At 51.8% G+C, this 25,210-nt stretch carries 24 protein-coding genes; 4 read left to right on the top strand and 20 right to left on the bottom strand.

Annotation, left to right across the window (positions count from 1 at the left end; all coding sequences use genetic code 11):
- Positions 1 to 22: 22 nt before the first annotated feature.
- Complete coding sequence (locus ACO0K9_RS04495) at positions 23 to 1,324, bottom strand: AAA-associated domain-containing protein (RefSeq protein WP_422982164.1); 1,302 nt, start codon at positions 1,322 to 1,324, stop codon at positions 23 to 25.
- Positions 1,325 to 1,346: 22 nt separating this feature from the next.
- Positions 1,347 to 3,080 carry an ABC transporter permease gene (locus tag ACO0K9_RS04500; protein WP_422982166.1) on the bottom strand — a complete coding sequence of 578 codons (1,734 nt, stop codon included), beginning with the start codon at positions 3,078 to 3,080 and terminating at the stop codon, positions 1,347 to 1,349.
- On the opposite strand from ACO0K9_RS04500, the gene ACO0K9_RS04505 reads away from it, so the two are divergent.
- Positions 3,079 to 3,351, top strand: coding sequence for a hypothetical protein (locus tag ACO0K9_RS04505; RefSeq protein WP_422982168.1), 273 nt, complete (start codon positions 3,079 to 3,081; stop codon positions 3,349 to 3,351). The two genes, ACO0K9_RS04500 and ACO0K9_RS04505, sit on opposite strands and share 2 nt — an antisense overlap.
- A gap of 108 nt (positions 3,352 to 3,459) precedes the next feature.
- Here ACO0K9_RS04505 and ACO0K9_RS04510 read toward each other — a convergent pair whose 3' ends face one another.
- From ACO0K9_RS04510 to rpsB, 16 genes are all read right to left on the bottom strand, one after another.
- Complete coding sequence (locus ACO0K9_RS04510) at positions 3,460 to 4,155, bottom strand: ankyrin repeat domain-containing protein (RefSeq protein ID WP_422982170.1); 696 nt, start codon at positions 4,153 to 4,155, stop codon at positions 3,460 to 3,462.
- 6 nt (positions 4,156 to 4,161) lie between these two features.
- Positions 4,162 to 4,941, bottom strand: coding sequence for a TatD family hydrolase (locus ACO0K9_RS04515; protein WP_422982172.1), 780 nt, complete (start codon positions 4,939 to 4,941; stop codon positions 4,162 to 4,164).
- Between the two features lie 63 nt (positions 4,942 to 5,004).
- Positions 5,005 to 6,132 carry a lipid-A-disaccharide synthase gene (gene lpxB, locus ACO0K9_RS04520; protein ID WP_422982532.1) on the bottom strand — a complete coding sequence of 376 codons (1,128 nt, stop codon included), beginning with the start codon at positions 6,130 to 6,132 and terminating at the stop codon, positions 5,005 to 5,007.
- A gap of 68 nt (positions 6,133 to 6,200) precedes the next feature.
- Positions 6,201 to 6,989 carry an acyl-ACP--UDP-N-acetylglucosamine O-acyltransferase gene (gene lpxA / locus ACO0K9_RS04525; RefSeq protein ID WP_422982174.1) on the bottom strand — a complete coding sequence of 263 codons (789 nt, stop codon included), beginning with the start codon at positions 6,987 to 6,989 and terminating at the stop codon, positions 6,201 to 6,203.
- Between the two features lie 8 nt (positions 6,990 to 6,997).
- Positions 6,998 to 7,450, bottom strand: a complete 453-nt coding sequence (fabZ, locus tag ACO0K9_RS04530; protein ID WP_422982176.1) for a 3-hydroxyacyl-ACP dehydratase FabZ — start codon at positions 7,448 to 7,450, stop codon at positions 6,998 to 7,000.
- Positions 7,443 to 8,504: a UDP-3-O-(3-hydroxymyristoyl)glucosamine N-acyltransferase gene (gene lpxD / locus ACO0K9_RS04535; protein ID WP_422982178.1), complete on the bottom strand. Its 1,062-nt coding sequence runs from the start codon at positions 8,502 to 8,504 to the stop codon at positions 7,443 to 7,445. The genes fabZ and lpxD overlap by 8 nt, the downstream gene beginning before the upstream one ends.
- Positions 8,505 to 8,509: 5 nt before the next feature.
- A complete protein-coding gene (locus ACO0K9_RS04540) occupies positions 8,510 to 8,989 on the bottom strand; it encodes an OmpH family outer membrane protein (RefSeq protein ID WP_422982534.1) in 480 nt (159 codons plus the stop codon).
- Positions 8,990 to 9,074: 85 nt separating this feature from the next.
- Positions 9,075 to 11,426 carry an outer membrane protein assembly factor BamA gene (bamA, locus tag ACO0K9_RS04545; protein ID WP_422982180.1) on the bottom strand — a complete coding sequence of 784 codons (2,352 nt, stop codon included), beginning with the start codon at positions 11,424 to 11,426 and terminating at the stop codon, positions 9,075 to 9,077.
- A gap of 68 nt (positions 11,427 to 11,494) precedes the next feature.
- On the bottom strand, positions 11,495 to 12,889 hold the full coding sequence (rseP, locus tag ACO0K9_RS04550) for an RIP metalloprotease RseP (protein WP_422982182.1): 1,395 nt from the start codon (positions 12,887 to 12,889) through the stop codon (positions 11,495 to 11,497).
- Positions 12,889 to 14,070, bottom strand: a complete 1,182-nt coding sequence (ispC, locus tag ACO0K9_RS04555; RefSeq protein WP_422982184.1) for a 1-deoxy-D-xylulose-5-phosphate reductoisomerase — start codon at positions 14,068 to 14,070, stop codon at positions 12,889 to 12,891. Before ispC ends, rseP begins: the two co-directional genes overlap by 1 nt.
- A 5-nt stretch (positions 14,071 to 14,075) precedes the next feature.
- Positions 14,076 to 14,894 (bottom strand): phosphatidate cytidylyltransferase, encoded by an 819-nt coding sequence (locus ACO0K9_RS04560; protein ID WP_422982186.1) that lies wholly within the window; start codon positions 14,892 to 14,894, stop codon positions 14,076 to 14,078.
- Positions 14,894 to 15,673, bottom strand: a complete 780-nt coding sequence (locus tag ACO0K9_RS04565) for an isoprenyl transferase (protein ID WP_422982188.1) — start codon at positions 15,671 to 15,673, stop codon at positions 14,894 to 14,896. Before ACO0K9_RS04565 ends, ACO0K9_RS04560 begins: the two co-directional genes overlap by 1 nt.
- A 35-nt stretch (positions 15,674 to 15,708) precedes the next feature.
- The gene (gene frr / locus ACO0K9_RS04570) at positions 15,709 to 16,269 is read right to left on the bottom strand and encodes a ribosome recycling factor (RefSeq protein WP_422982190.1); all 561 of its coding nucleotides are present in this window, start codon (positions 16,267 to 16,269) and stop codon (positions 15,709 to 15,711) included.
- Positions 16,270 to 16,350: 81 nt separating this feature from the next.
- Entirely contained in the window at positions 16,351 to 17,067 is a 717-nt protein-coding gene (gene pyrH, locus ACO0K9_RS04575) for a UMP kinase (protein WP_162041352.1), read from the bottom strand.
- A gap of 249 nt (positions 17,068 to 17,316) precedes the next feature.
- Positions 17,317 to 18,198, bottom strand: a complete 882-nt coding sequence (gene tsf, locus ACO0K9_RS04580; protein WP_422982192.1) for a translation elongation factor Ts — start codon at positions 18,196 to 18,198, stop codon at positions 17,317 to 17,319.
- A gap of 138 nt (positions 18,199 to 18,336) precedes the next feature.
- Positions 18,337 to 19,083: a 30S ribosomal protein S2 gene (gene rpsB, locus ACO0K9_RS04585; RefSeq protein ID WP_422982194.1), complete on the bottom strand. Its 747-nt coding sequence runs from the start codon at positions 19,081 to 19,083 to the stop codon at positions 18,337 to 18,339.
- Positions 19,084 to 19,404: 321 nt separating this feature from the next.
- Between rpsB and map the strand changes: the two genes are divergently transcribed.
- From map to ACO0K9_RS04600, 3 genes are all read left to right on the top strand, one after another.
- The gene (map, locus tag ACO0K9_RS04590) at positions 19,405 to 20,223 is read left to right on the top strand and encodes a type I methionyl aminopeptidase (protein WP_422982196.1); all 819 of its coding nucleotides are present in this window, start codon (positions 19,405 to 19,407) and stop codon (positions 20,221 to 20,223) included.
- A 13-nt stretch (positions 20,224 to 20,236) separates the two neighbouring features.
- Positions 20,237 to 22,789, top strand: coding sequence for a [protein-PII] uridylyltransferase (locus ACO0K9_RS04595; RefSeq protein ID WP_422982198.1), 2,553 nt, complete (start codon positions 20,237 to 20,239; stop codon positions 22,787 to 22,789).
- 105 nt (positions 22,790 to 22,894) lie between these two features.
- Positions 22,895 to 23,644, top strand: coding sequence for a pseudouridine synthase (locus ACO0K9_RS04600; protein WP_422982200.1), 750 nt, complete (start codon positions 22,895 to 22,897; stop codon positions 23,642 to 23,644).
- A gap of 57 nt (positions 23,645 to 23,701) precedes the next feature.
- Here ACO0K9_RS04600 and def read toward each other — a convergent pair whose 3' ends face one another.
- Complete coding sequence (gene def / locus ACO0K9_RS04605; protein ID WP_422982202.1) at positions 23,702 to 24,235, bottom strand: peptide deformylase; 534 nt, start codon at positions 24,233 to 24,235, stop codon at positions 23,702 to 23,704.
- A 99-nt stretch (positions 24,236 to 24,334) separates the two neighbouring features.
- A complete protein-coding gene (gene galU / locus ACO0K9_RS04610; RefSeq protein WP_422982204.1) occupies positions 24,335 to 25,210 on the bottom strand; it encodes a UTP--glucose-1-phosphate uridylyltransferase GalU in 876 nt (291 codons plus the stop codon).

Here is a 25,210-nt window from a genome sequence, read left to right on the forward strand (position 1 = left end):
TTAAGCTACTTAAAGAGCGAGCTTACTCGTCATTCGTTTCCGGCAAGGTCAGACGGCCAGTATGATAATCATATTCATAGACTTCGCCATAACGTCCCCATTCAATGGCGACTTCCAGGACCCTTTTTGCTTCATCGGCTTTGAGGAATTCTTCCAGCAAATCAATCAGCGGTTGTTCAGACAAGCTGCCACTGGCTTCGCTTTCCAGATTGCGCCGTATATGGGCTGCCAGTGGCACATGGGTCAACAACTGCTGACCAAATAATTCCTGCTTTTGCGCCTGATCGACTTCTGCATATTTCTTGCCCAAAGGCGTCAGCATGATATCGCCTTTTTCCAGGATGGCAAAACCCAGCAGACTCAGTGCTTCATAGGTGGGGAATAATTCTTCATCCGACAGTTCGGCTTCTTCACCCAGTTGCGGCAAGTCGGCGCGACCATTGAATGGTGCCTCGGCCAACAAGTCCAGCACCCCTTCAATACGGCTGACATCGGTTTCCGGCAGACGGTAGCCCAGATGCCGCGCATGCGATGCTTCGGCGGTGGCTTCATGGGTGGCACGCATGGTCATCAAGCCATACACTTCATCGATCAGCGCCCTGACTTCGACCGAATCCACATCACGCGGCCTTGGTAAATCAATCTTGATTTCACAACGCACTGTACCAGGGTCACTGGACAGGATGATGATGCGGTCCGCCATCATCACTGCCTCTTCGATATTGTGCGACACGATGAGGATACCCTTGGTGGAAATACGGTCTTCTTCCCACAATTCCAGCATGTCATTGCGCAGGGTTTCACCGGTCAGTACATCGAGTGCAGAAAAGGCTTCATCCATCAGCAATACATCGGGGTTGGTCACCAATGCCCGTGCAATACCAACACGCTGTTTCATGCCGCCCGACAATTCACGCGGCAAGGCGCCGCCAAAGCCTGCCAGGCCGATCAATTCCAGCACGGCATCGGCTCTGGCCTCACGTTCTGCAGCCGGGACACCCTGGGCTTCCAGCCCCAGTTCCACATTTTGCTGCACAGTAAGCCAGGGGAACAGGGCAAACGACTGAAACACCATGGCAATGCCGGCCACTGGTCCAAAAATGGATTTGTCACGGTAAGCCACCTTACCGGCATCTGCCGAAATCAGGCCTGCCATGATACGCAGCAAAGTCGATTTGCCAGAGCCGGATTTACCCAGCAAAGCAACGATCTCGCCGTCCTTCAATTGAAAATCAACCTTGTCGAGGATCAGGCGGGATTTACCATCCGCAGCCTTGAATGATTTGGCGACCTGGTTCAGGTCCAGTAATAAATTTTGATTCATCTTGAATTCCTCAGCGCAGGGCTTAACGTAGATGATCTTCTGCCAGCAAATACAGTTTGCGCCAGAAAAAACGATTCAATAACATGACGAATACACTCATCACCCCGATGCCCAGGGCGATACGGTGAAAGTCACCGGTTTCCGTCATTTGCTTGATATAGCTACCCAGGCCATCAGCAACCAGCGTGGTTTTACCCCAAGTCACATATTCAGCCACGATACTGGCATTCCATGAGCCGCCGCTGGCGGTAATTGCCCCGGTGATATAGCTGGGGAAAATGGCGGGCAAATAGACCCGCTTCCATTTCAGCCAACCTTTTAAACCCAGGTTGTCAGCCGCCAGACGCAGCTCATTCGGTATGATTGCCGCCCCCGCCACCACATTGAACAGGATGTACCATTGTGTACCAAACACCATTAATGGGCTGAGCCAGATATTCGGTGTCAGGTGAAAGGTCACCATGGCAAATACCACCAGCGGAAACATCAGATTAACGGGGAAAGCCGCCAGAAACTGTGCCATGGCCTGCACTTTTTGCGAGTACTGGGGACGCAAACCTATCCATACCGCAATCGGCACCCAGACCAGTGATGCCAGCGCAATCAGCAACATGACACGCACCAGGGTGATCATGCCCAAGCCCATGACGTGCAACACCTCTGCCCAACCCACATTACTGTGGATGAAGCTTAACAGGCTGTACACCGCAAACATCGAGATGAGAATCAGGAAGACATCCCATGCCTTGAACCAGGCAGGATGCAAGACCCGCTTGCGTACCTGTTCGGAAGTGCCATCTTGACTGACACTGAACCACGCCAGGCCACGCCCCAGGAAAACCTGGAATCTTGCGGCCCATTCGCGGAACCAGAAACTGTTGCGCATCCAGTCCAACAACCAGGATTGTTGTGCTGTATCTCCCTGCGATTCTTCAAAGCGAAACTTGTCTGCCCAGGCCAGCAAGGGGCGGAAAAACAATTGGTCATACAGCAAGATGCCTATCAGCATGGAAGCAATTGCCCAAGCGATGGCGGTGCCGTTTCTGGCTTCAATCGCTACTGCGATATAAGAACCTATGCCCGGTAGCTTGATATCCTGGCCCGCGACTGAAATCGCCTCTGCCGCCACCAGGAAAAACCAGCCACCAGACATGGACATCATCATGTTCCACAACAGACCAGGCATGGCAAACGGCAATTCCAGGCGCCAGAAGCGCTGCCAGCCAGACAAGCGGAAGATCATGGCCGCTTCCTGTAATTCAGGAGGTACATTGCGTATCGACTGGTACAGGCTAAATGCCATATTCCAGGCTTGTGAAGTAAAAATCGCAAAAATTGCTGCACATTCCACGCCCAGCAAATTACCAGGAAACAGGGCAATAAAAGGAGCGATCGCAATCGCCTGGAACCCGAGTATCGGTACCGACTGCAAAATATCCAGCGCCGGTATCATGACTTTTTCAGCCGCAGCATATTTTGCTGCAATTGCCGCAAATACCAGGCTGAACAACAGGGAAAAAGCCAGGGCCGTAAACATGCGCAAGATAGTGCGCAATAAATAATAAGGCAGATAAGCCGGGTCCAGATAAATCTGCAAAGCTTCGCCGACGGCAAAGGGACGGCTCATTTGCATTGCCGCAAAAGCAAAAATACCTAAAAGGGCCAGAACCAGCGGCAACAAGGCCCAGTCCCAGCGATTGGGGCCCTTGCTTTCGCTGACGGTTTCACGGTGCTGATAACGGAACAATTCAAACATGAACGCTCCTGTCGCCACTTACGATAAAAAAGCAAAACATACCACTCCTCCTGTCACATGCACGCCAGGCATGAACAAAGATAAGTTACGTGACAACGACAAGCACAAAATGCACTTACTGGGTCCGCAAGAAACCAGTGACATTGCTGAAGTCACGCGTACATTAATAAATTGGGTAAGTAGAAGGAACAGCTCAGGAGCTGAGAGAGACCACTACCCGCCAGAATGGCAAGGTAGCAAGAGAAAATCCGTGCTTACATTGCCAAGTTGAATGAAGATCGACAACTATAACTGTCCACAGATCGTGCTCCGAAAATGAGATGCGCGAACTTTAACATAGAGTCTATTTGGCAGGCAAGATATTGCAGTGCAAAAAACCTTATTTTTTAGTGGCCTGCATTCTTTCTTTCAGAAAGGCGGCGATTTCTCTTTGTTCCACTTCATTGGCAAAATCCAGCGCAGTCAGGCCCAGGTCGTTTTTCAGTGAAGGATCGGCACCTTCATCCAGCAGCAGCGCAACAGCGCCCATTTTGCCGGAACGGGCCGCCATCATCAAAGGCGTGGTTTTGTTCGGTGATTCCGTATCGATGTAGGCAGAATGCTCAAGCAGCAAGGCAATGATTTCCTTGTTGCCGTTGACCGCCGCATAGTGCAAGGCAGTCCAGCCCGGCTGATTGATTTCTGCACCGCGCTCTATCAAGGCTTTGACCGCCTGCAGATTACCCAGATAGCAGGCCAGCATCAGTACCGTATCACCATTCATCGCCCGCGCTTCCAGCTTGAGGTCTGGATGTGCCAGCAGCACCGGGAAAACCTTCATGGATTTTTCGCGCAAGGTGATCATCAGCACGCTTTCACCACGGGTGGATTCGACAGAATTGACATCCATCCCTTTTTGCAAAAACTCCCTGACCGTATTGACCTGATCAAAGCGCACTGCAAAGACGAAATCATCATAGGCATCCGCCCGCGCCGGTGCCGACATAACTAATGACAGCGCCAGCAAGCTCAACACAGCAGCCAACTGACGTGGGAGGCGGGCAAGCAAACGATGGATCAGCAGATGAGCAGTCATGGAAAATCAGTGCGCGAACTGAAACAGTTGAAAGAAATTCTCTGTTGTGGCTTTTTGTACATCAAGCACGGATACTCCCTTCAAATCCGCCAGGAATTCACCAACATGACGTACAAAGCCAGGTTCATTCATTTTACCGCGATGTGGCGCCGGTGCCAGATAGGGGGAATCGGTTTCTATCAGTATGCGTTCCAGCGGCAAGGCTTTGGCTACGGCCTGCAAATCCTTGGCGCTCTTGAAGGTCAGTATGCCTGAAAAAGAAATGTAAAACCCCAATTCCACCGCTGCCAATGCCACATCCAGCGATTCAGTGAAACAGTGCATGACCCCGGCAACGCCACCCTGCGCCACGCCAGCGCCCTCTTCCTGCAGGATGCGTATGGTGTCTTCTGCGGCAGCCCTGGTGTGAATGATCAAAGGCTTGCGGCACATGCGTGAAGCGCGGATATGCTGCCTGAAACGTTCACGCTGCCATTCCAAATCCCCCTTCAGCCGGAAATAATCCAGGCCGGTTTCACCGATGGCGATGATTTTGTCATGCTGCGCCAATCTGACCAGTTGTTCAGCGGTCGGCTCTTCAGTCTCTTCATAATCAGGATGCACGCCGACCGATGCATAGATATGCGGGTATTGCTCAGCCAATGCCAATACCTGCGGGAAATCCGGCAAATCAACCGACACACACAGTGCATGGGTGACGCCGTTTTCCTGCATCTTGCCGAGGATTTCCGGCATGCGCACGGCCAGCTCGGGGAAATTGATATGACAATGGGAATCAACGTACATGCTTGCTACTCTTAAAGGAAAACTGGCCTGTGGCCCTATCAGCAAATGCCTGGGAAAATTGCCTCAGGATGCAGAAATCAATTGTAATACGGCTTGCGCCGAGACGTTGGCGGTATCGCGCAACAGGGAATGATGCATGTCGACGAAGCGCAGCTTCAGGCGTTGCTGCAAGGCGCTGTCGCTTAACTGCTGCCACAGTGCATCGGCCATCGCATCCGGCCTGGCGGCAGATTGCAAAAATTCCGGGACCAGAAACTCACGCGCCAGGATATTCGGCAAGCCTATCCAGGGCTGGTAACCCATATGCCGCAAAATCTGCCACGAAGCTTCCATCATCTTGTAGGCAATCACCATCGGCTTCTTGAACAAAGCCACTTCCAGTGATGCGGTGCCTGAAGCCACCAGCACGGCATCTGCCGCCGCAATGGCAGTGTGCGAGCGGCCATCAATCAGCAACACTGGTACATGATCGAGCTTGGCATCAACCACCAGCTTGATGTAATAGCTGCGTTGTTTTTCACCTGCCATCGGCACCACGATCTGCAGATGCGGGTCGCGCTCACACAGAATCTTGGCAGTCCGGATAAAGGCTTCCGTATTGTATTTGATCTCGGACATGCGGCTGCCCGGCAAAATGGTGACTACCCTGGCATTCTTGTCCAGACCCAGTTCATCCCTGGCGGCAGCCGTATCCGTTTCCATGGGAATGACCTGCGCCAGCGGATGGCCGACATAGGTCACCGGTATGCCGGCCTTGCGGTATATCTCTTCTTCAAACGGAAACACCACCAGCATGTGGGATACGGCTTCGGCAATTTTTTTGATACGACCGCCACGCCATGCCCAGATCGATGGACTGATGTAGTGCATGGTGGGAATACCGGCGCGTTTTAACTGGATTTCCAGATCCAGGTTAAAGTCAGGCGCATCGACACCGATGAAGACATCCGGCTTTTCCTGCAATAGTTGTTCACGCAATTGCTTGCGTATGCCGCTAATTTCACGGTAATGCGCCAGCACCTCAAACAGACCGCGCACGGACAGTTTATCCATCGGCCAGTCATTGACGAAACCGTGTTCGGCCATGCGTGGGCCACCGATGCCATGCATATGGGCATCCGGCAAGGCTGGGCGCAAGCCCGACAAGAGGCGGTTGGCCAGCATGTCGCCGGAGGTTTCTCCGGCCACCATGGCAATGATGGGATGGCTTGGAAGGCTAGGATGGCCTGGTCGATCAGGAAGATTTGTCACAATCAGGCTTAACGCACTATGCCGCGTGTCGCGGCATCAAGGAAATGGCGCATGGACTGCACATGCAGAGCAACATCCGCTTCCAGTTCTGTCACCTGCTCATCCAGCGCTGCCTTGGCCTCTTCCAGCGTCAGGCCGGACTTGTAGATCAGCTTGTAAGACTGACGTATGGCAGAAATCTGTTCACGACTAAAGCCACGGCGCTTAAGTCCTTCAACATTGATGCCGTGGGCCGCTGCCGGATTGCCGTTCAGCATGACAAACGGTGGAACGTCCTGCAACAGGGACGTGCCCATGCCGCACATCGCATGCGGGCCTATCTTGCAGAACTGGTGGACATTGGTAAAGCCACCAAGTATCACCCAGTCACCAACGTGTACATGGCCAGCCAGCGCCGCATTATTGGCGAAAATGACGTTGTTGCCGACCTGGCAGTCATGGGCCAGATGCACATAGGCCATGATCCAGTTGTCATTTCCCAGACGGGTAACGCCACTGTCCTGTACCGTGCCCAGGTTGAAGGTGCAAAACTCGCGAATGACGTTATTGTCACCAATTTCCAGGCGCGTAGGCTCACCCGCATATTTCTTGTCTTGCGGTGCAGCGCCTATCGATGAAAACTGGTAAAAAGTATTGTTGCGGCCTATGGTCGTATGCCCTTCGATGACCACATGCGGACCAACTTTGGTATCAGCCGCAATCGTGACATGCGGGCCGATAATGGAATAGGCACCCACCTCTACCGTACTGTCGAGTCTGGCCAGAGGATCAATCAGTGCTGTTGGATGGATACGCATGTTTCCTCCTAGGCTTCGTCTTTCGTACGCATGGTGCACATCAATTCGCCTTCTACCGCCAATTGCCCATCCACCGTCGCTTTGGCCTTGTATTTCCAGATGCCACGGGTGACCTTGATGATCTCCACTTCCATCTTCAACTGGTCGCCAGGCTCTACCGGGCGCTTGAAGCGTGCGCCATCAATACCGAGGAAATACACGATGGTATTTTCATCCGGTTTCTGACCCATGGTTAAAAATGAGAGTATGGCCGCAGTCTGCGCCATGGCCTCTATCATCAATACGCCTGGCATGACAGGCTTGTTCGGGAAGTGTCCATTAAAAAACTCTTCATTTGCCGTGACATTTTTGATGGCGGTGATGGTCTTGCCATTTTCCCAGCTCAGTACGCGATCAACCAATAACATGGGATAACGATGTGGCAGGTATTCTTTGATTTGATTGATGTCCAGGCTATTCATGATCTTTTTCAGTCAGTGTTTTCATTGTTTTTTCCAGGTAGCGCATTTTTTCGCGCATACCCGATAAATTGCGCACGATGGCCGCCGTTTTTTCCCACTCGGCATTCTTGGCAAGCGGATAGAAACCGGTATATTGCCCGGCTTCCAGTATCGAACGGGATACCATGCTGGCAGAAGAAATATGCACATTGTCGACGATGGTCAGATGCCCCAGCACCATGGCAGCACCGCCAAACGTACAGTATTTACCTATCTTGGCGCTGCCAGCCACGCCGACACAGCCTGCCATGGCTGTATGTGCACCGATATGGCAGTTGTGGCCTATCTGTATCTGGTTATCGAGCTTGACACCTTCTTCGATGATGGTATCAGCCAGCGCGCCGCGGTCTATGCTGGTATTGGCGCCGATTTCCACATCATCACCTATCAGTACCCTGCCGGTTTGCGGAATCTTGATCCATTGCCCTTTTTCATTGGCAAAACCAAAACCGTCCGCCCCGATCACCGCACCGGAATGAATGATGCAGCGCTGGCCGATCACACAATAATCGTAAATGCTGGCATTGGCATGGACCAGGCTATGCTCGCCGATGCTGACACCACGTCCGATCACAGCGCCCGCCTTGATCACCACATGCTCACCGATGACTGCTTCGGCATCAATGCTGACATTCGGGCCGATGCTGGCCGTCGCCGCCACGATCGCTTGCGGGCTGACCCAGGCGGCCGGATGTATGCCGGTGACTGCCGGTATCGCGTTCAAAGCCGCAAAATACTGGGCTGCGCGGGCGAAATAGACATAGGGGTTAGGGACAATCAGGCACGCCCCCTGGTATTCCGTCCCCAACTGATCGAAATCAGCCTGTGTCACTATCAATGCCGCCGCCTTGGTAGCCGCAGCCTGGTGACACAATTTGGGGTTGGACAGGAAGGTGATGTGCTGCTCACCGGCCTCGCTTAAAGGTGCAATCGCAGCAACAGATATATCCGGTGAACCGATCAATTGACCACCGAAGCGATCGACCAATTCACCCAGCCGAATGCTCGTGGTCATAGGAATTATTTGGAAAGTGCTTTCAGAACTTTATCTGTAATATCAATACGCGGGTTGGAGTACACCACGTCTTGCAGAACGACATCAATCTTCTCGGCTTCGGCGATTTGCTTGATGGCTCTTTGGGCACGTTCCACCAGCGAAGCGATTTCTTCATTCTGACGCTGGTTCAAGTCTTCATTGTAAATACGCTGTTTGCGATTGAAGTCCTGATCCAGCTCAGTGATTTCGCGCTGACGCTTGATACGGTCGGTTTCGGACAAGACCGGTGCATCCTTGTCCAGCTTCTCTGCCATAGCCTTGATTCTCTTGGCGAGGCCTTCCAATTCTTCACGTCGCTTGGAGAATTCAACTTTCAGCTTGGCTTCGGCTGCTTTCGCCGGCACCGATTCGCGTATCACCCTTTGAGAATCAAAGATGGCAATTCTGGAATCCTGTGCCTGCGCCTGGGCCATGCTGAGAACGCAAGCCGCACCAAGCAACATGCGCTGTAGCAATTGGGCCGGGGTAATATGTTGACTCAAAATAATCTCCGTAACACGTACTAAAACAAATATGGTAACGCCTTTATCAGAACCCGGTACCCATCTGGAACTGGAATGACTGTTTCTTGTCATCTTCTTTGGCATTCAGTGCTTTACCAAAGCTCAGTTTCAATGGACCAACCGGCGATATCCAGCTTATACCTATACCTGCAGAAAAGCGCAAATCCTTCGCACGGACTTTTTGTCCCTCATCAAAGACGTTACCGCCATCAACAAAGGTAAACCAGCGCAGGGATTTATCCGCACCAGGGAATGGAATCTGTAATTCTACATTACCCAGCAACCTCGTTGCACCACCCAGTGCATCGCCATTCGGATCCTTGGTACCCAGGGTAGAAGGTTCATAGCCACGGACCGAACCGATACCACCAGCATAGAAGTTTTTAAACAAAGGATAAGGCTTGCCACCCAAACCGTGACCATAGTCAAATTCACCGTTCAAAGCCAGCACGACGGAACGATAAACCGGCTGGAACAATTGTGCATTATAGATCGTACGATAATATTTGAAGCTACCTATTGCTGATAATTCGAGATTGGCACGCTGATAACGACCGATAGTCGGCGTCAATACGCTATCGCGGCTATCCCTTTGCCATGCGGCAGTCAGCGGGAAGGACGTGGTTATGGCTTCACCCACGCCATAGTCCACGCTACCAGTATCTTTGGAACCATTGCCATAGTCGGCAACATATTTCAGGTAACGATACGGGCTACCGCCCAAAAAGGTTTGTACCTTGGTACGTTCAAAACCCAGGCCAAAGAAAACGGTATCGACTTCAGAGAACGGTACACCAAAACGCAAGGCACCACCGGTGGTCTGGATTTTATAATCGCCAATACTACCGATAATAGGACGCGTGGTACGGACGTAAGCTTCAATATTGCGGCTGACACCGTCGTCGGTAAAATACGGATCTGTGTGAGAAACTGCAACGGTACGGTTCTGGCTGCTGGTATTGACATCCAGGCCTATCGTATCACCACTACCAAAGGCATTGGCTTGCTGGATGGAACCAGTCAACGTCAGTCTTTCAGCACTGGAGTAACCGGCACCAAACAAAAGATTACCCGTCGGTTTTTCGGTGACGGACAGATTCACGTCCACCTGATCAACGCTGGTAGGTACTTCAGGTGTTTCTATCGTCACATCCTTGAAGTAACCCAGACGCTCTACGCGATCACGGGAAGTCTTGATTTTTTCGCCATCGTACCAGGAACTTTCAAACTGACGGAATTCGCGGCGGATGACCTCATCACGCGTACGGGTATTACCGGCCAGGTTGATACGACGCACATAGACGCGCTTGCCCGGATCAACAAAGATCGTGAATGCGACCTCTTTCTTTTCTTTGTCGAGGATAGGATTGGCATTAACGTTAGCAAATGCATAACCAAAGTTACCCATACGCTCGGAAATACGCTTGGTACTCTCGGTCAGGCGGGCTGCATTGTAAATATTGCCTTTTTTCAACAGTAACAGGGAAGCGAGCTCTTCTTCACGCCCCATGGTGTCGCCTTCAAGCTTGATATCGGAAACAGTGTACTTGTCGCCTTCATCAAGGTTGATGGTGATGTAGATGTCTTTCTTGTCCGGGGTGATGGAAATCTGGGTAGACAGGATTTGCATCTCCAGATAGCCACGGTTTTGATAAAACGAGCGCAAGGTCTCGATATCACCCGACAGCTTCTGTTTCGAATACTGATCAGCCTTGGTGTACCAGCTAAACCAGCCTGGGGTGGACAAGGCCATCAATTCGCGCAACTCGCCATCCGAAAAAGCCTTGTTACCGATGATATTGATCTGGGCAATTTTTGCCACATCGCCTTCATCCACCGCAAACGTCACGTTCACACGGTTACGTTCTATCGGCGTGATGGTGGTGGTGATTTGCATGCCATACAAGCCCTTGGACAGGTATTGGCGCTTTAATTCCTGCTCGGCACGGTCAACCGTTGCCTTATCGAAGATGCGTGATTCGCCGACACCGATATCTTTCAGCGCCTTGACCAGTGCATCTTTCTCAAATTCCTTGGTGCCGGTAAATTCCACACCGGCGATGGTAGGACGCTCTTCCAGCAAAACAACCAGAATCCCATCCTGTACTTCTATCTGAACATCCTTGAAGAAACCCGTGGCATACAGGGATTTGATCGCAGTCGTACTTTTAGCGTCATCAAATACCTCGCCGACCTTGACAGGCAAATAGCTGAATACAGTACCGGCCTCCGTCCGTTGCAATCCTTCTACCCGTATGTCCTTGACGGTAAAGGGTTCAATCGCGAGTGCGTTTCCAGTGCAGAGTGCAAATGCGGCCAGAGACAAGGCATGACGACGAAAATGGGCTAAAGTGAACTGCTCGATATGTAATTTCATTGGGTATAAATTTCTTTCAACACTCTCAATATTGCTATCTGAAATGAGTTCCTGTCATCAACCGGCTATTATGGCATTAGTCGGGGCAAGTATGACATTAGTCTGGCAAAGTCATTAAAAAAAGCTATCCCCATCATGGCTAATAGCAATGTACCCCCTGCGTATTGCGCCATCCTGATAGAACGCTCGGGCAAAGGTTTCCCTGTCAAAACTTCCAGCGAATAATACAACAAATGCCCTCCATCCAAAAATGGAATAGGTAGTAAATTCATCACTCCCAGGCTAATACTGACGAAGGCAATGAAATTAATATAACTAATTGCCCCGATTCTGGAGGTTTGCCCCGCATAATCGGCAATAGTTATCGGACCAGATATATTCCGTAGGGAAACTTCGCCAGTAAACATCTTCCCTATCATTTTCAAACTCAGGGAACTGGTATCCCATACTCGTTCCGCTCCTTTGGAAATTGCTTCAAAGAAGGAAGACTGAACGGTCACTATCTCTGGATTCACCGCCCGCAATTTTACTTTTAACTGCCCTACTGTCTTTCCATTGACTTGTTGCGCCACAGGCGTCACACCGACTTCAAAGCGATCCTGCTTTCTTTTTACCAATAGACTCAACGATTTACCGGGATTAGCGTTGACGACGGCAATAAAATCGATCACATCCAGCAAGGGTTTTTGCCCTACGGCAATGATTTGATCACCCGCCAGCAAGCCCGCCTTCGAGGCAGGACTATCCGGCATCACTTCATCGAAAATAACCTCAGGATTAACTGCCAAACCCAAACCCAGCAAACCAGCAAAATCGCCTTCCAGCTCTTTTGCGCTTAATTGCTTCATGGGCAATTCAACAGAAAGCCGGATTTTGCTGCCAGGTCTATCCGGGTTATCCCGCTGCACTTCGATATGTGGATCGGCATGCGACAGGCCAGCTTTCATCAGATGCCACTTCAGCTCAGTCCAGGTCTGTATTTTCTTGTCATTGATCTCAAGCACCAGATCGCCCTGCCGCAAGCCAGCCTGGTAAGCAAGGGAAGAACTTGATGTCAATCGCAATTTTGCCACTGGCTCCTGGATACCGTGCATAAACAAACCGGCAAACAAGGCAATCGCCAGGAGAAAATTCGCCATCGGCCCAGCCAGAACAATTGCTGCACGCTTCCAGACAGATTGATTGCGAAATTCGCGCGCCACATCTTCCTGGGTAAACTCAGTGGTATCCGGATCACTGGAATCAAACCAGGAAACATAGCCACCCAAGGGTAAATTGGAAATCGCCCATTCCATCTGGTCTTTACCAAATTTACGGGAATAAATGACCTTCCCCCAGCCAAAAGAATATCGCCGCACTTTCACGCCGCACCAGCGCGCCACCAGATAGTGGCCCAACTCATGAATATTCACCAAAATACTCAAGCTTACAAAAAAAGCCAGGACACTTTGAAAAAATATCATCACAGGATCATCGCCCCAGTCAGTGCACGCGCCTCGGCATCACAGGCCAGGATGCTGTCCAGGTCTGGGGTGTCGGTCACCGCCATTTTTTCCAGCGTGCGCTGGATGAGCTGATTGATCATGCGGAAGCCGATTTTTTTATCCAAAAATGCTTGGACAGCGACTTCATTACTTGCGTTCAATATGATTGCGGCAGACTTTCCTGTGCGCAAGGCATCGTAGGCCAGTTGCAGACAAGGAAAACGCGTCATATCCGGCGCCTGGAAATGCAGGCTGGCCACCTTCAGCAGGTCGAGAGGCGCTACACCAGAAGCTATCCGTTCAGGATACGCCATGCCATAGGCGATAGGAATGCGCATGTCTGGATTGCCCATCTGTGCCAGCACGGTACCATCGGTATACGACACCATGGAATGAATCACGCTTTGTGGATGAATCACGACTTCGATCTGTTCCGCCGGTGTCGCAAACAGCCAGTGGGCTTCAATCACTTCCAGCCCCTTGTTCATCATGGTCGCCGAATCAACGGAGATTTTGCGTCCCATGACCCAGTTCGGGTGGGCAACCGCCTGTTCCGGCGTGACATCGGTGAGTGTCGCCACATCCCGGTTCAGGAAAGGACCACCAGAGGCAGTCAGCAGAATCTTGTGGATGCCATGATGGCCGGGCCGGCGGTCATACTTACCCGGCAGACACTGGAATATGGCATTGTGTTCACTATCGATGGGCAAGAGTGCGGCACCGCTGTGCTGGATCGCATCGATAAACAACTGCCCCGACATGACCAGCGCTTCCTTGTTAGCCAGCAAGACCTTCTTGCCGGCACGCGCAGCTGCCAGCGAGGCTGGCAAACCGGCAGCACCGACGATGGCGGCCATCACGCTATCGCATTCGGGCGCACTGGCGACATCACACAAGGCCTGCGGGCCATGTTGTACCTGTATATGGGCCAGATTCATTTCCAGCAAGCGGCTGGCAAGCTCATCTGCCGCTTTGGCCGTACCCACCACTGCCACCTGGGGTAAAAAAGTCTGGCATTGTTGTGCCAGTTTTTCCACTTGTGTATGTGCAGTCAGGGCAAAAACGCCATAGCGATCAGGGTGCCTGGCAACGACATCCAGCGTGGATACGCCGATAGAGCCGGTGGCCCCCAAAATGCATAACTGCTGTTTTTTCTGCATACTGTCTATCGCCATAAATCCAGCAAAGCTGCCAGTGGAAGGACTGGTATCAGCGCATCTATCCTGTCCAGCACGCCGCCATGTCCCGGCAACAGTTTGCTGCTGTCTTTCATGCCGACGCGCCGTTTCAGCGATGATTCAAACAAATCGCCGACGACACTGGCTGCCGTCAAGACGCTCATGGCAAGCACGAATATCAGCCAGCCTTTTCTGGCCAGCAAATGTGCAGTAAACGTATTTTCCAGGCCAGGGATAAACGCCGTCGCCGTCGCCAGCGCCACTACGCAGACCCAGCCGCCTATCGCGCCTTCCCAGGATTTTCCTGGAGAAATAGTTGGTGCCAGCTTGTGCTTTCCCAAGGCCTTCCCTGAAAAATAAGCACCGATATCCGCGACCCAGACGATGGCCATGACAGAAAACAGATACATGGGTGAATATTTGAAGAACACGGCAATCGCCACGAAGCAGGCAAAGATGCTGATGCCGTACAAGGCGCTCAGCAAGCCACTGGTAAAGCCGCGCACGTCGGGCAAGCCACGCGCCAGTGTCGGCAACAAACGAAAAATCCAGAATGCGCTGGCAAATGCAAACAGCAAGAGTTGCGAAAAACTCTCAAGATGGAAATAAAAATACCCCAGCATGCCAGTCCAGATTGCCGCCATGACCAGCGGTGCCGGCTTGGCAAACAACCGCTGACATTCCCAGATAGCCGCGGCGAAGAACACCAGCGCAAGCACGGCAAAAGCGATAAACGAAGCCGAGTACAGAACTGGCAGCAAGATGGCCAGCAAAACAAGGGCTGTCGCTACACGGGTTTTTAGCATCAATTGCTTTCTTGTGCAGGGGATTGTTCGGATACCTGCGCACTGGTGCGGCCAAAGCGGCGCTCACGATGCTGATAGGAGGCGATAGCCAGATCCAGTGCCGCCGCATCAAAATCAGGCCAAAAGGTATCCGTGAAATAGAATTCACTATAGGCCAATTGCCATAAAAGGAAATTGGAAATGCGGGTTTCGCCGCCAGTGCGGACGAACAGGTCAGGCTCAGGCGCATAGGCCATGGATAGATAAGCTGCCAACTGGTCTTCATCTATCGCTTGCCCGGCCTTGCCAGCGGCGCTCAGGTCCTGTTGCAGGCGATTGGTCGCCTGCACGATATCCCAGCGCCCACCATAATTGGCGCAGACGGTGACGGTCAGGCCCTTGTTCAGGGCGGTTTTTTCTTCCGCCGCCTGTATCATGGCTTGCAATTTGACATCGAAACGCGTCAGGTCACCCACCACTTTCAGGCGGATATCATTGGCGTGCATTTTTGCCACTTCTTTTTCCAGCGCAGTGACGAACAGACGCATCAGCAAAGACACTTCTTCCGCCGGGCGACGCCAGTTTTCAGAACTGAAAGCAAACAGGGTCAGGTAAGACACGCCGCGCCGGGCGCAGGCTTCAACCACGCCCCTGACTGCTTCCACGCCCTTCACATGGCCAGCGACGCGCGGCAAGAAACGCTTGGTTGCCCAGCGTCCGTTGCCGTCCATGATGATTGCAATATGTTTAGGAATCGCGCCAACCGCAGGAACTTCCTTGGTAGAACTTGTATGGCTCATGTAAATCCAGAATGTGTTGGTACGCGGGCAAGGGCTTAAACTGTCAACACTTCTTTCTCTTTGTCGGCCAGAAGCTTGTCCACTTCAGCAACGAATTTATCAGTCAGTTTCTGGACTTCATCTTGCGAACGACGCTCATCATCTTCCGAGCATTCTTTCTCTTTCAACATCTTTTTCAGTGTTTCATTGGCATCGCGGCGAATATTGCGGATGGCAATCTTCGCGCTCTCACCTTCGGTCTTGACCAGCTTGACCATCTCTTTGCGACGCTCTTCTGTCAGCGGTGGTGTTGGCACGCGTATCAGTTCGCCCTGAGATGACGGGTTCAAACCCAGATCAGCGTCACGGATGGCTTTTTCAATCGCATTGAGCATCTTCTTTTCCCAAGGCTGCACACCAATGGTACGCGCATCAATCAGCGTCACATTGGCAACCTGGGTAATATGGGTAGGTGTTCCGTAGTAATCAACCTGGACGTGGTCGAGAATGCCAGTATGGGCACGGCCGGTACGGACCTTGGCCAAATCGTTTTTCAAAGTCTCGATTGACTTTTGCATGCGCTGGTCGGAATTCTTTTTAATATCTGCTACGCTCATGGCGCTCTCCTGTACATCGTGGCAGGGATGGCGCAACCGCCTCTCCTTGCCGAATTAATATGAACCATCCAAAATGCAGGATTATACGTGCACTAATGTGCCTTCGTCTGCCCCCAGGATGACATTCTTCAATGCACCCGGCTTAATAATGGAAAATACCTTGATTGGCAATTTCTGATCACGGCACAGGGCAAATGCGGTGGCATCCATGACTTGCAAGTGGCGGGCAATCGCTTCATCAAAGGAAATCGTGGTGTAACGGGTCGCTGTCGCATCCTTTTTAGGGTCGGCAGTATAGACACCGTCGACCTTGGTCGCTTTCAACACGATTTCAGCACCAATCTCGGAACCACGCAAGGCAGCAGCCGTGTCGGTGGTGAAGAAAGGATTGCCGGTACCGGCAGCAAAGACGATGACCTTGCCTTCTTCCAGGTATTGCAGGGCTTTGGGACGCACATAGGGCTCGACCACCTGGTCAATGGCAATCGCCGACATCACGCGGGATGTCAGGCCAACCTGACGCATGGCATCCGACAACGCCAGTGCATTCATGACAGTGGCCAGCATGCCCATGTAATCGGCAGTAGCCCTGTCCATACCCTGGGCACCTGGCGCCACACCACGGAAGATGTTGCCGCCGCCGATGACAATCGCCAGCTCCACGCCCATTCTTGATACTTCTGCCACATCGGCCACCATGCGTTCTATGGTGGCGCGGTTAATGCCAAACGGATCATCGCCCATCAGGGCTTCGCCAGAGAGCTTCAAGAGTACACGCTTGTAAGCAGGTTTTGTCATGATAGGACTCCTTCTGGTAAGTTGATTAGTCTAAAAGATTACATGCAGAATGAGATGACTTTGATAAAGCATCTCTTGTTTTCTATTTGGATTGCCAACGCAAGCCTGACAATCATGGGCAAACCAAATAAAACGCCAGAACTGGATAGTCACATCTGAACGCACAAACTTAAAGAGCTGGAAACAAATACTTACAATCGCAAGGTTTAAAAAAACGGGCCTTTCGGCCCGTTTTTTTGATTCGCCAGATTACGCTTGTTTCGCTGCAGCCACTTGCGCGGCCACCTCTGCGGCAAAATCGTCCTGCTTCTTCTCAATACCTTCACCAACAACAAACATCGTGAACGCTTTCACTGTTGTATTAACAGATTTCAACATCTGTTCAACAGTTTGCTTGTCGTTCTTGACGAAAGTCTGGTTCAGCAAAGAAACTTCTTTCAGGAATTTCTGTACAGAGCCATCAACCATTTTTGCAACGATATCCGCTGGCTTGCCAGATTCGGCCGCTTTCAGAGCAGCTACAGAACGTTCTTTTTCGATCAGGTCAGCAGGAACCTGGTCAGAAGACAAAGAAACTGGTTTCATCGCAGCAATGTGCATTGCCACGTCTTTACCAACTTGCTCATCTGCGCCGTCAAATTCAACGACCACGCCGATACGTGTGCCGTGCAGGTAAGAAACCAGCTTGGCGCTAGTGTCAAAACGCACGAAACGACGGAAGGACATGTTTTCGCCGATTTTACCAACCAGGGCTGCACGTACTTCTTCTACTGTCTTGCCATCCAGTGGCAGAGCACCCAATGCTGCGATGTCAGCAGGATTATGCTCAGCAATCAGTTTTGCGCAGGTATTAGCCAGTGCCAGGAAGTCATCATTCTTGGTAACGAAGTCTGTTTCGCAGTTAACTTCGATCAGGGAACCAACCTTACCAGCGATGTGAGATGCGACAACGCCTTCTGCAGTGATACGGGAAGATGCCTTGGAAGCTTTGCTACCCAGTTTCACACGCAGAATTTCTTCCGCACGCTCCATATCGCCTTCTGCTTCTGTCAGGGCTTTTTTACATTCCATCATCGGCGCGTCTGTCTTCGCGCGCAATGCACCTACCAAAGCTGCCGTAATTGCCGCCATGTCATTCTCCTAGTTCAATGGTGCCACGGGGGCACCGATATCAAATTTTGTTTAAAAAAAAGGGCGAACGATTGTTGCCCATTTTTTTGCTTCAGGTTGTCATGACAACCTGAAGCCATGTGCCTGAACAGGCAAGTATTATGCTTGTTCTACTTCTACGAACTCATCGGAACCTGGCTTAACAGCTTCCAAAACTTCGTTGACTGCATTTGCACGACCTTCGAGGATTGCGTCAGCAACACCGCGAGCATACAAAGCGATCGCTTTGGAGGAGTCATCATTACCAGGGATGATGTAAGCAACACCTTCTGGGGAGTGGTTAGTATCAACCACGCCGATAACAGGGATACCCAGTTTTGCAGCTTCAGTGATCGCACCTTTGTGGTAGCCGACGTCGACTACGAAAATTGCATCAGGAATGCCGCCCATATCCTTGATACCACCGATGGATTTTTGCAGCTTGATCATTTCACGCTGAAACATCAGACCTTCTTTTTTGGACAGCTTTTCTACAGAGCCGTCTTCAATGGAAGCTTCCATGTCTTTCAGGCGCTTGATTGATGTTTTGACTGTTTTGAAGTTAGTCAACATACCACCCAACCAGCGTTGATCAACGAAAGGCATGCCAGCGCGATTTGCTTCAGCAGCGATGATGTCACGGGATTGACGTTTGGTACCAACCAGCAATACTGTGCCGCGGTTTGAAGACAGTTGACGAATATACTTCATCGCCTCCTGGTACATGGCCAGGGTTTTTTCCAGGTTGACGATATGAATCTTGTTGCGATGACCGAAAATATACGGTGCCATTTTTGGATTCCAAAAACGGGTTTGGTGACCAAAGTGCACACCGGCTTCCAGCATTTCACGCATTGTTACAGACATAATAACTCCAGGGTTAGGTCTTGAATCCAGCCAGTGATCCAAGCAGCTTCATGACAATCTCAATGATTTACATGTAAGCGCCGAAGACACCCTTTTCGACCGGATTCGATTAATAAAAAATTAATTAACTCGTGCCATATTTGAATACATCCACAAGCTAACCATCAATTGTACTATGAAAAGCGGGTTTTCCTCAAGTGCTGCGTTTTATTGGGAGAATGCGGTACTCGCCTTACTGGACTATAATTCCGGTTCTGCAACATTCTCGCAATTTTACCTGCTGCCATCAACCTGATCGCGGCAACAGACTGAAGAAAACGTATGGAAGCTATTACTATCAAAACGCCGGAAGATATCGCCGGCATGCGCATTGCCGGAAGATTGGCTTCCGAAGTCCTCGATTACATCACGCCTTTTGTCAAAGTCGGCGTCACCACGGGTGAGCTGGATAGACTGTGCCACGAATACATGCTGAATGTACAAGGCACCATCCCTGCCCCGCTGAATTATTGCCCGCCCGGCTATACACCTTACCCGAAAGCCATCTGCACCTCTATCAATGACGTGATCTGCCATGGCATTCCTGGCGACAAAGTCCTAAAAGATGGCGATTCTGTCAATCTGGATATCACCGTCATCAAAAACGGCTACCACGGCGATACCAGCCGCATGTTTTTGCTGGGCGAAGCATCCATACTGGCCAAGCGCCTCAGCGCCATCACCTATGACTGCATGTGGCTGGGCATCGCAAAAATCAAACCGGGCGTCCATCTGGGCGATATCGGCCATGTCATACAACAACACGCAGAAAAAGCTGGCTACAGCGTGGTGCGCGAATTCTGCGGCCATGGCATAGGCAAGATTTTCCACGAAGCGCCGCAAGTCATGCACTACGGCAAACCAGGCACCATGGAAAAACTGCTGCCAGGCATGATTTTCACCGTAGAACCGATGATCAATGCCGGCCGCCGTGAAATCAAGGAAATGCCGGATGGCTGGACCATCAAGACCAAGGACCGCAGCCTGTCAGCGCAATGGGAACATACCGTACTGGTGACAGAAACCGGCTATGAAGTGCTGACACTGTCTGACGGCTATCCGCCGATTCCGGATTTCATTACTGCAACGACCAAAGCCTGAGGCATACAGGCAAATGCAGACTCCGGCACTCACATTCAAGGAAGAATTAAAGTCAGCACAACTGCTCGTCATTAATGCATTCAAGGAAAATCACAAGGCAGAGCAGTTGCTGCATGACCTGTGCCGCAACGTCGATCATCTGCTGGGCAAGATCTGGCGCCATTTTGATTTCCCCAAGGAAGCAGCACTGGTGGCAGTAGGCGGCTATGGCCGTGGCGAACTATTCCCGTATTCAGATGTGGATGTACTGATACTGCTGCAGCAAAGACCGGATGCCGCATTGCGCGAGAAGCTGGAAAAACTGGTGCAGCTATTCTGGGATATCGGCCTGGATATGGGTCACAGCATACGCACCATTGAAGAATGCCTGCAAGAATCCGCGGCCGACATCACCGTGCAAACCAGCCTGCTGGAAGCGCGCCTGGTAACCGGCAGCCGCAAGCTATTCCGCGATATGCAGCAGCATTATGCGGAAGCAATGAATCCGCAAAAATTTTTCCAGGAAAAATTGCTGGAACTGCAGCAGCGCCATGTGAAGTATGAAGACACACCCTACAGCCTGGAACCGAACTGCAAGGAAAGCCCGGGTGGCCTGCGTGACTTACAGGTGATACTCTGGGTTGCCAAGGCAGCCAACCTGGGCAATTCATGGCGCGAACTGGCAGAAAGTGGCCTGATTACCGACATCGAAGCGCGGCAATTAAAACGCAATGAACGCGCCTTCAAGGATATCCGCATACGCCTGCACATTTATGCCGGCCGGCGTGAAGACCGCCTGATCTTTGACGTGCAGTCACCCATCGCAGAAACCTTCGGCTTCAAGTCTACCGAATCGCGGCGCGCCAGCGAATACCTGATGCAGCGTTATTACTGGGCCGCCAAGGCAGTCACGCAGTTGAATACCGTATTGCTGCAAAATATCGAGGCTGTCTTGTTTCCGCAGCCATCGGTGCCGCGTCCCATCAATGAGCATTTCAATGAAGTGAACGGCTTTATTGATATCGCCAGGGACGACACCTTTGAAGCGACGCCGTCGACCATCTTCGAAATCTTCCTGGTCATGACCAGGCAAAGTGAACTCAAGGGCATGACGGCCAGAACCCTGCGCGCACTATGGCATGCGCGCCTGCTGATCGATGCTGAATTCAGGCACGATATTTTCAATCGTTCAATGTTCCTGCAGATATTGCAATCCCCGCAAGGCATCACCCACGCCCTGCGCCACATGAACCAGATGAGCATACTCGGGCGCTATCTGCCTAACTTCCGCCGCATCATAGGGCAGATGCAACACGACCTGTTTCATGCCTACACGGTGGACCAGCATATCCTGATGGTAGTGCGCAATCTGCGCCGTTTCACCATGCCGGAACATGCGCATGAATACCCGTTCTGCAGTCAATTGATGGCGAATTTCAATCAGCCGTGGATACTGTATATTGCCGCCCTGTTCCACGATATTGCCAAGGGGCGCGGTGGCGATCATTCCATCCTGGGCATGACCGATGCCAAGAAATTCTGCTATGACCATGGCCTGACCAAGGCGAATACCGAGCTCATCGTTTTCCTGGTGCAAAACCACCTGACGATGTCGCATGTGGCGCAAAAGCAGGATTTGTCTGATCCGGATGTAGTGCAAAATTTTGCCAGCCTGGTCAAGGATGAGCGCCATCTGACGGCCCTGTATTTGCTGACCGTATCCGACATACGCGGCACCAGCCCCAAGGTCTGGAATGCCTGGAAAGGCAAATTACTCGAAGACCTGTACCGCATGACTTTACGCGTACTGGGTGGTGAAGCACCGAGCAAAGACCGGGAACTGAAAAACCGCCAGGAAGATGCCCTCAAGGCGCTGCGCCTGTATGGCCTGGAACCAGATGCCCACGAAAAATTCTGGCAGCAACTGGATGTCGCTTACTTTTTGCGTCATGATGCATCCGACATCGCCTGGCAGACGCGCGCCCTGCACGACCGCATAGACAGTGCCACGCCAGTGGTGAAATGCCGCTTGTCACCGATTGGCGAGGGCTTGCAGATTACTGTCTACGTCAAGGATCAGCCGGATTTATTCGCCCGCATCTGCAATTATTTCGATGGCAAGAACTTTGGCATTCTGGATGCCAAGATTCACACCAGCAAAAGTGGCTACGCACTCGATACCTTCCTGGTGATTGAACCGGCCTTTGCCAATAATTATCGCGACATCATCAATCTGCTGGAACATGAATTGACCGAAGTGCTGACCCGCCAGACACCGCTATCGCCGCCGAATCGCGGACGCCTGTCGCGCATGTCCCGCACCTTCCCTATCGTGCCCACCGTGAATTTGCGCCCGGATGATCGTGGCCAGTATTATTTGCTGTCGATCTCGGCGAATGACCGCAATGGCTTGCTGTATGCTATTGCGAATATCCTGACCAAGCACAAGATCAATTTGCATACGGCAAAAATCATGACTCTGGGGGAAAGGGTCGAAGACGTCTTTATCGTCGATGGCCCGGCCTTGCAGGGTGCCCGAAGCCAGATTCAGTTTGAAACCGATTTGCTGGATGCCTTGCGTATTTGAACACTGGCATCTGGACACTTGCGTCTGATACCACGCATCCTGAACCAACCCCATGTCGCGGCCCGCAGGCCGCTGATACCGCCGTAATTTTTATTTGATAGCACCATGACAGAACTTGTAAGACTTTCGAAACGCATGTCCGAACTGGGCCTTTGCTCACGACGCGAGGCCGATGAATGGATCGCCCGTGGCTGGGTAAGAGTGGATGGCAAAGTCATTTCCGAACTGGGCAGCAAAGTGCTGCCACACCAGCAGGTGACCGTGGAAAGACAGGCCGCCGCTGAACAATCAAAACGCGTCACCGTCCTCATCAACAAACCGGTGGGTTATGTCAGCGGCCAGGCAGAAGATGGCTACACGCCAGCCATCGCCCTAGTCAAGCCGGAAAATCGCTGGGCAGAAGATGAAGTCGATACGCAGTTCCACCCCACCCAGTTACGCAGCCTGGTGCCTGCGGGCCGGCTCGATATTGATTCGGTAGGCTTGCTGGTATTGACCCAGGATGGCCGCATCGCCAAGCACCTGATCGGCGAAACGACGGTCGTTGAAAAAGAATACCTGGTGCGCGTCGAATACAGCAAACCGGGGAGCCGCTTGCCGGATGCCGACTTGCGTCGCCTGAATCATGGTTTGACGCTGGATGGCAAGAAGCTGCTGCCGGCAAAAGTCACCTGGCAAAATGAAGATCAGTTGAACTTCATTTTGCGCGAAGGCAAGAAGCGCCAGATCCGGCGCATGTGCGAGATGGTGGGGCTAAAGGTATTGGGCCTGAAACGTGTGCGCATAGGCAAGGTCAAGCTGGGCAAACTGCCCGAAGGACAATGGCGCTATCTGCGTGAAGACGAACAGTTCTGACCTGTCTGGTCAGCTTGGCCGGCCTGGACAGGCTGGTCAAGGCAGCCTGGCTGGCTCTTAGTCATCGTCATTCGGATCCATCTCTGGAAACAGTACTTCAGTAAAACCAAACTGTGTCAGGTCACGGATACGCATGGGGTACAAAATACCATTCAGGTGATCGCATTCATGCTGCACTACGCGCGCATGAAAACCATCCACTTCGCGTGAAATGGCTTTACCAAACTGGTCAAAGCCTTCATACCGCAAAGCACTCCAGCGCGGCACCAGGCCACGCATGCCAGGCACGGACAAACAACCTTCCCAGGCATCATCCGTGGCATCAGACAAGGGTGTCAACACCGGATTGATGAGTACGGTTTCCGGCACCACTGGTGCATCTGGATAACGTGGATTGGTTTTAAAACCAAAGATCACCAGTTGCAGATTAATACCTATCTGCGGTGCTGCCAGCCCTGCCCCGTTTGCCGCCACCATGGTTTCAAACATGTCCCTGATCAACTGATGCAACTCGGGCGTATCAAAGTCAGCCACCTGCTCGGCAACTCTCAAGAGACGGGCATCGCCCATTTTAAGGATAGGATGGATCATGATGCACCACTTTTATTTCGTCGATATAAAAAAATGCGGCCAGCTTAAGAATCTGACCGCAACATCACTGCATGACCAGGCAAGGTCTGTCAGGGCCGATTACTTCAAGGACTGCAGGAACTCGGTAAATTCAGCGCTGGTTTCCTTGTGCTTCAATCCCAAAGCCACACTGGCCTTCAGATAACCGAGCTTGGAGCCACAGTCATACCGTGTAGCCTGCGGGCGGAATGCATATACCGGGAAATCCTTGAGCATGGCAGCAATACCGTCAGTCAGTTGAATCTCACCGCCAGAACCCTTGCCCAGGGTTTCCAGGTAAGAAAATATACGGCCAGACAAAATATAACGCCCCACCACAGCCAGGGTCGACGGTGCAACATCCGGCATCGGTTTTTCCACGATACCCTGTACGCGGTCCAGGTGTTCTGTATAGGGCGTACCACTGACAATACCGTACTGACGGGTAAATTCACGCGGGACGTTTTGCACGGCGATTATACTGCCACCTTCGGCTTCGTATTGACGCGCCATCTGCGCCATGACGGATGGCTGGCCAGCATCGGCATCCATCAAATCGTCGGCCAGCAATACGGCAAAAGGATCATCGCCAATCACAGGGCGTGCACACAAAACGGCATGGCCCAAACCCAGTGCCGCAGTCTGACGGATATAGATACAGTTGATGTTTTTAGGAATGACATTTCTGACCAGGTCCAGCAAGGCTGCTTTACCAGCGGCTTCGAGTTCACTTTCCAGCTCATACGCCTTGTCGAAATGATCTTCAATCGCACGCTTGTTTCTACCGGTGATGAATACCATCTCGGTAATCCCGGCTTCCACCGCTTCTTCAACCGCATACTGAATCAGGGGCTTATCGACGATAGGCAGCATTTCTTTTGGTTGTGCCTTGGTAGCAGGCAAAAAGCGACTACCCAAACCGGCGACCGGGAATACGGCTTTTGTAATTTTTCTCAT

Source organism: Undibacterium sp. Ji50W (assembly GCF_049340445.1).
Taxonomy (GTDB): Bacteria; Pseudomonadota; Gammaproteobacteria; order Burkholderiales; family Burkholderiaceae_D; genus Undibacterium.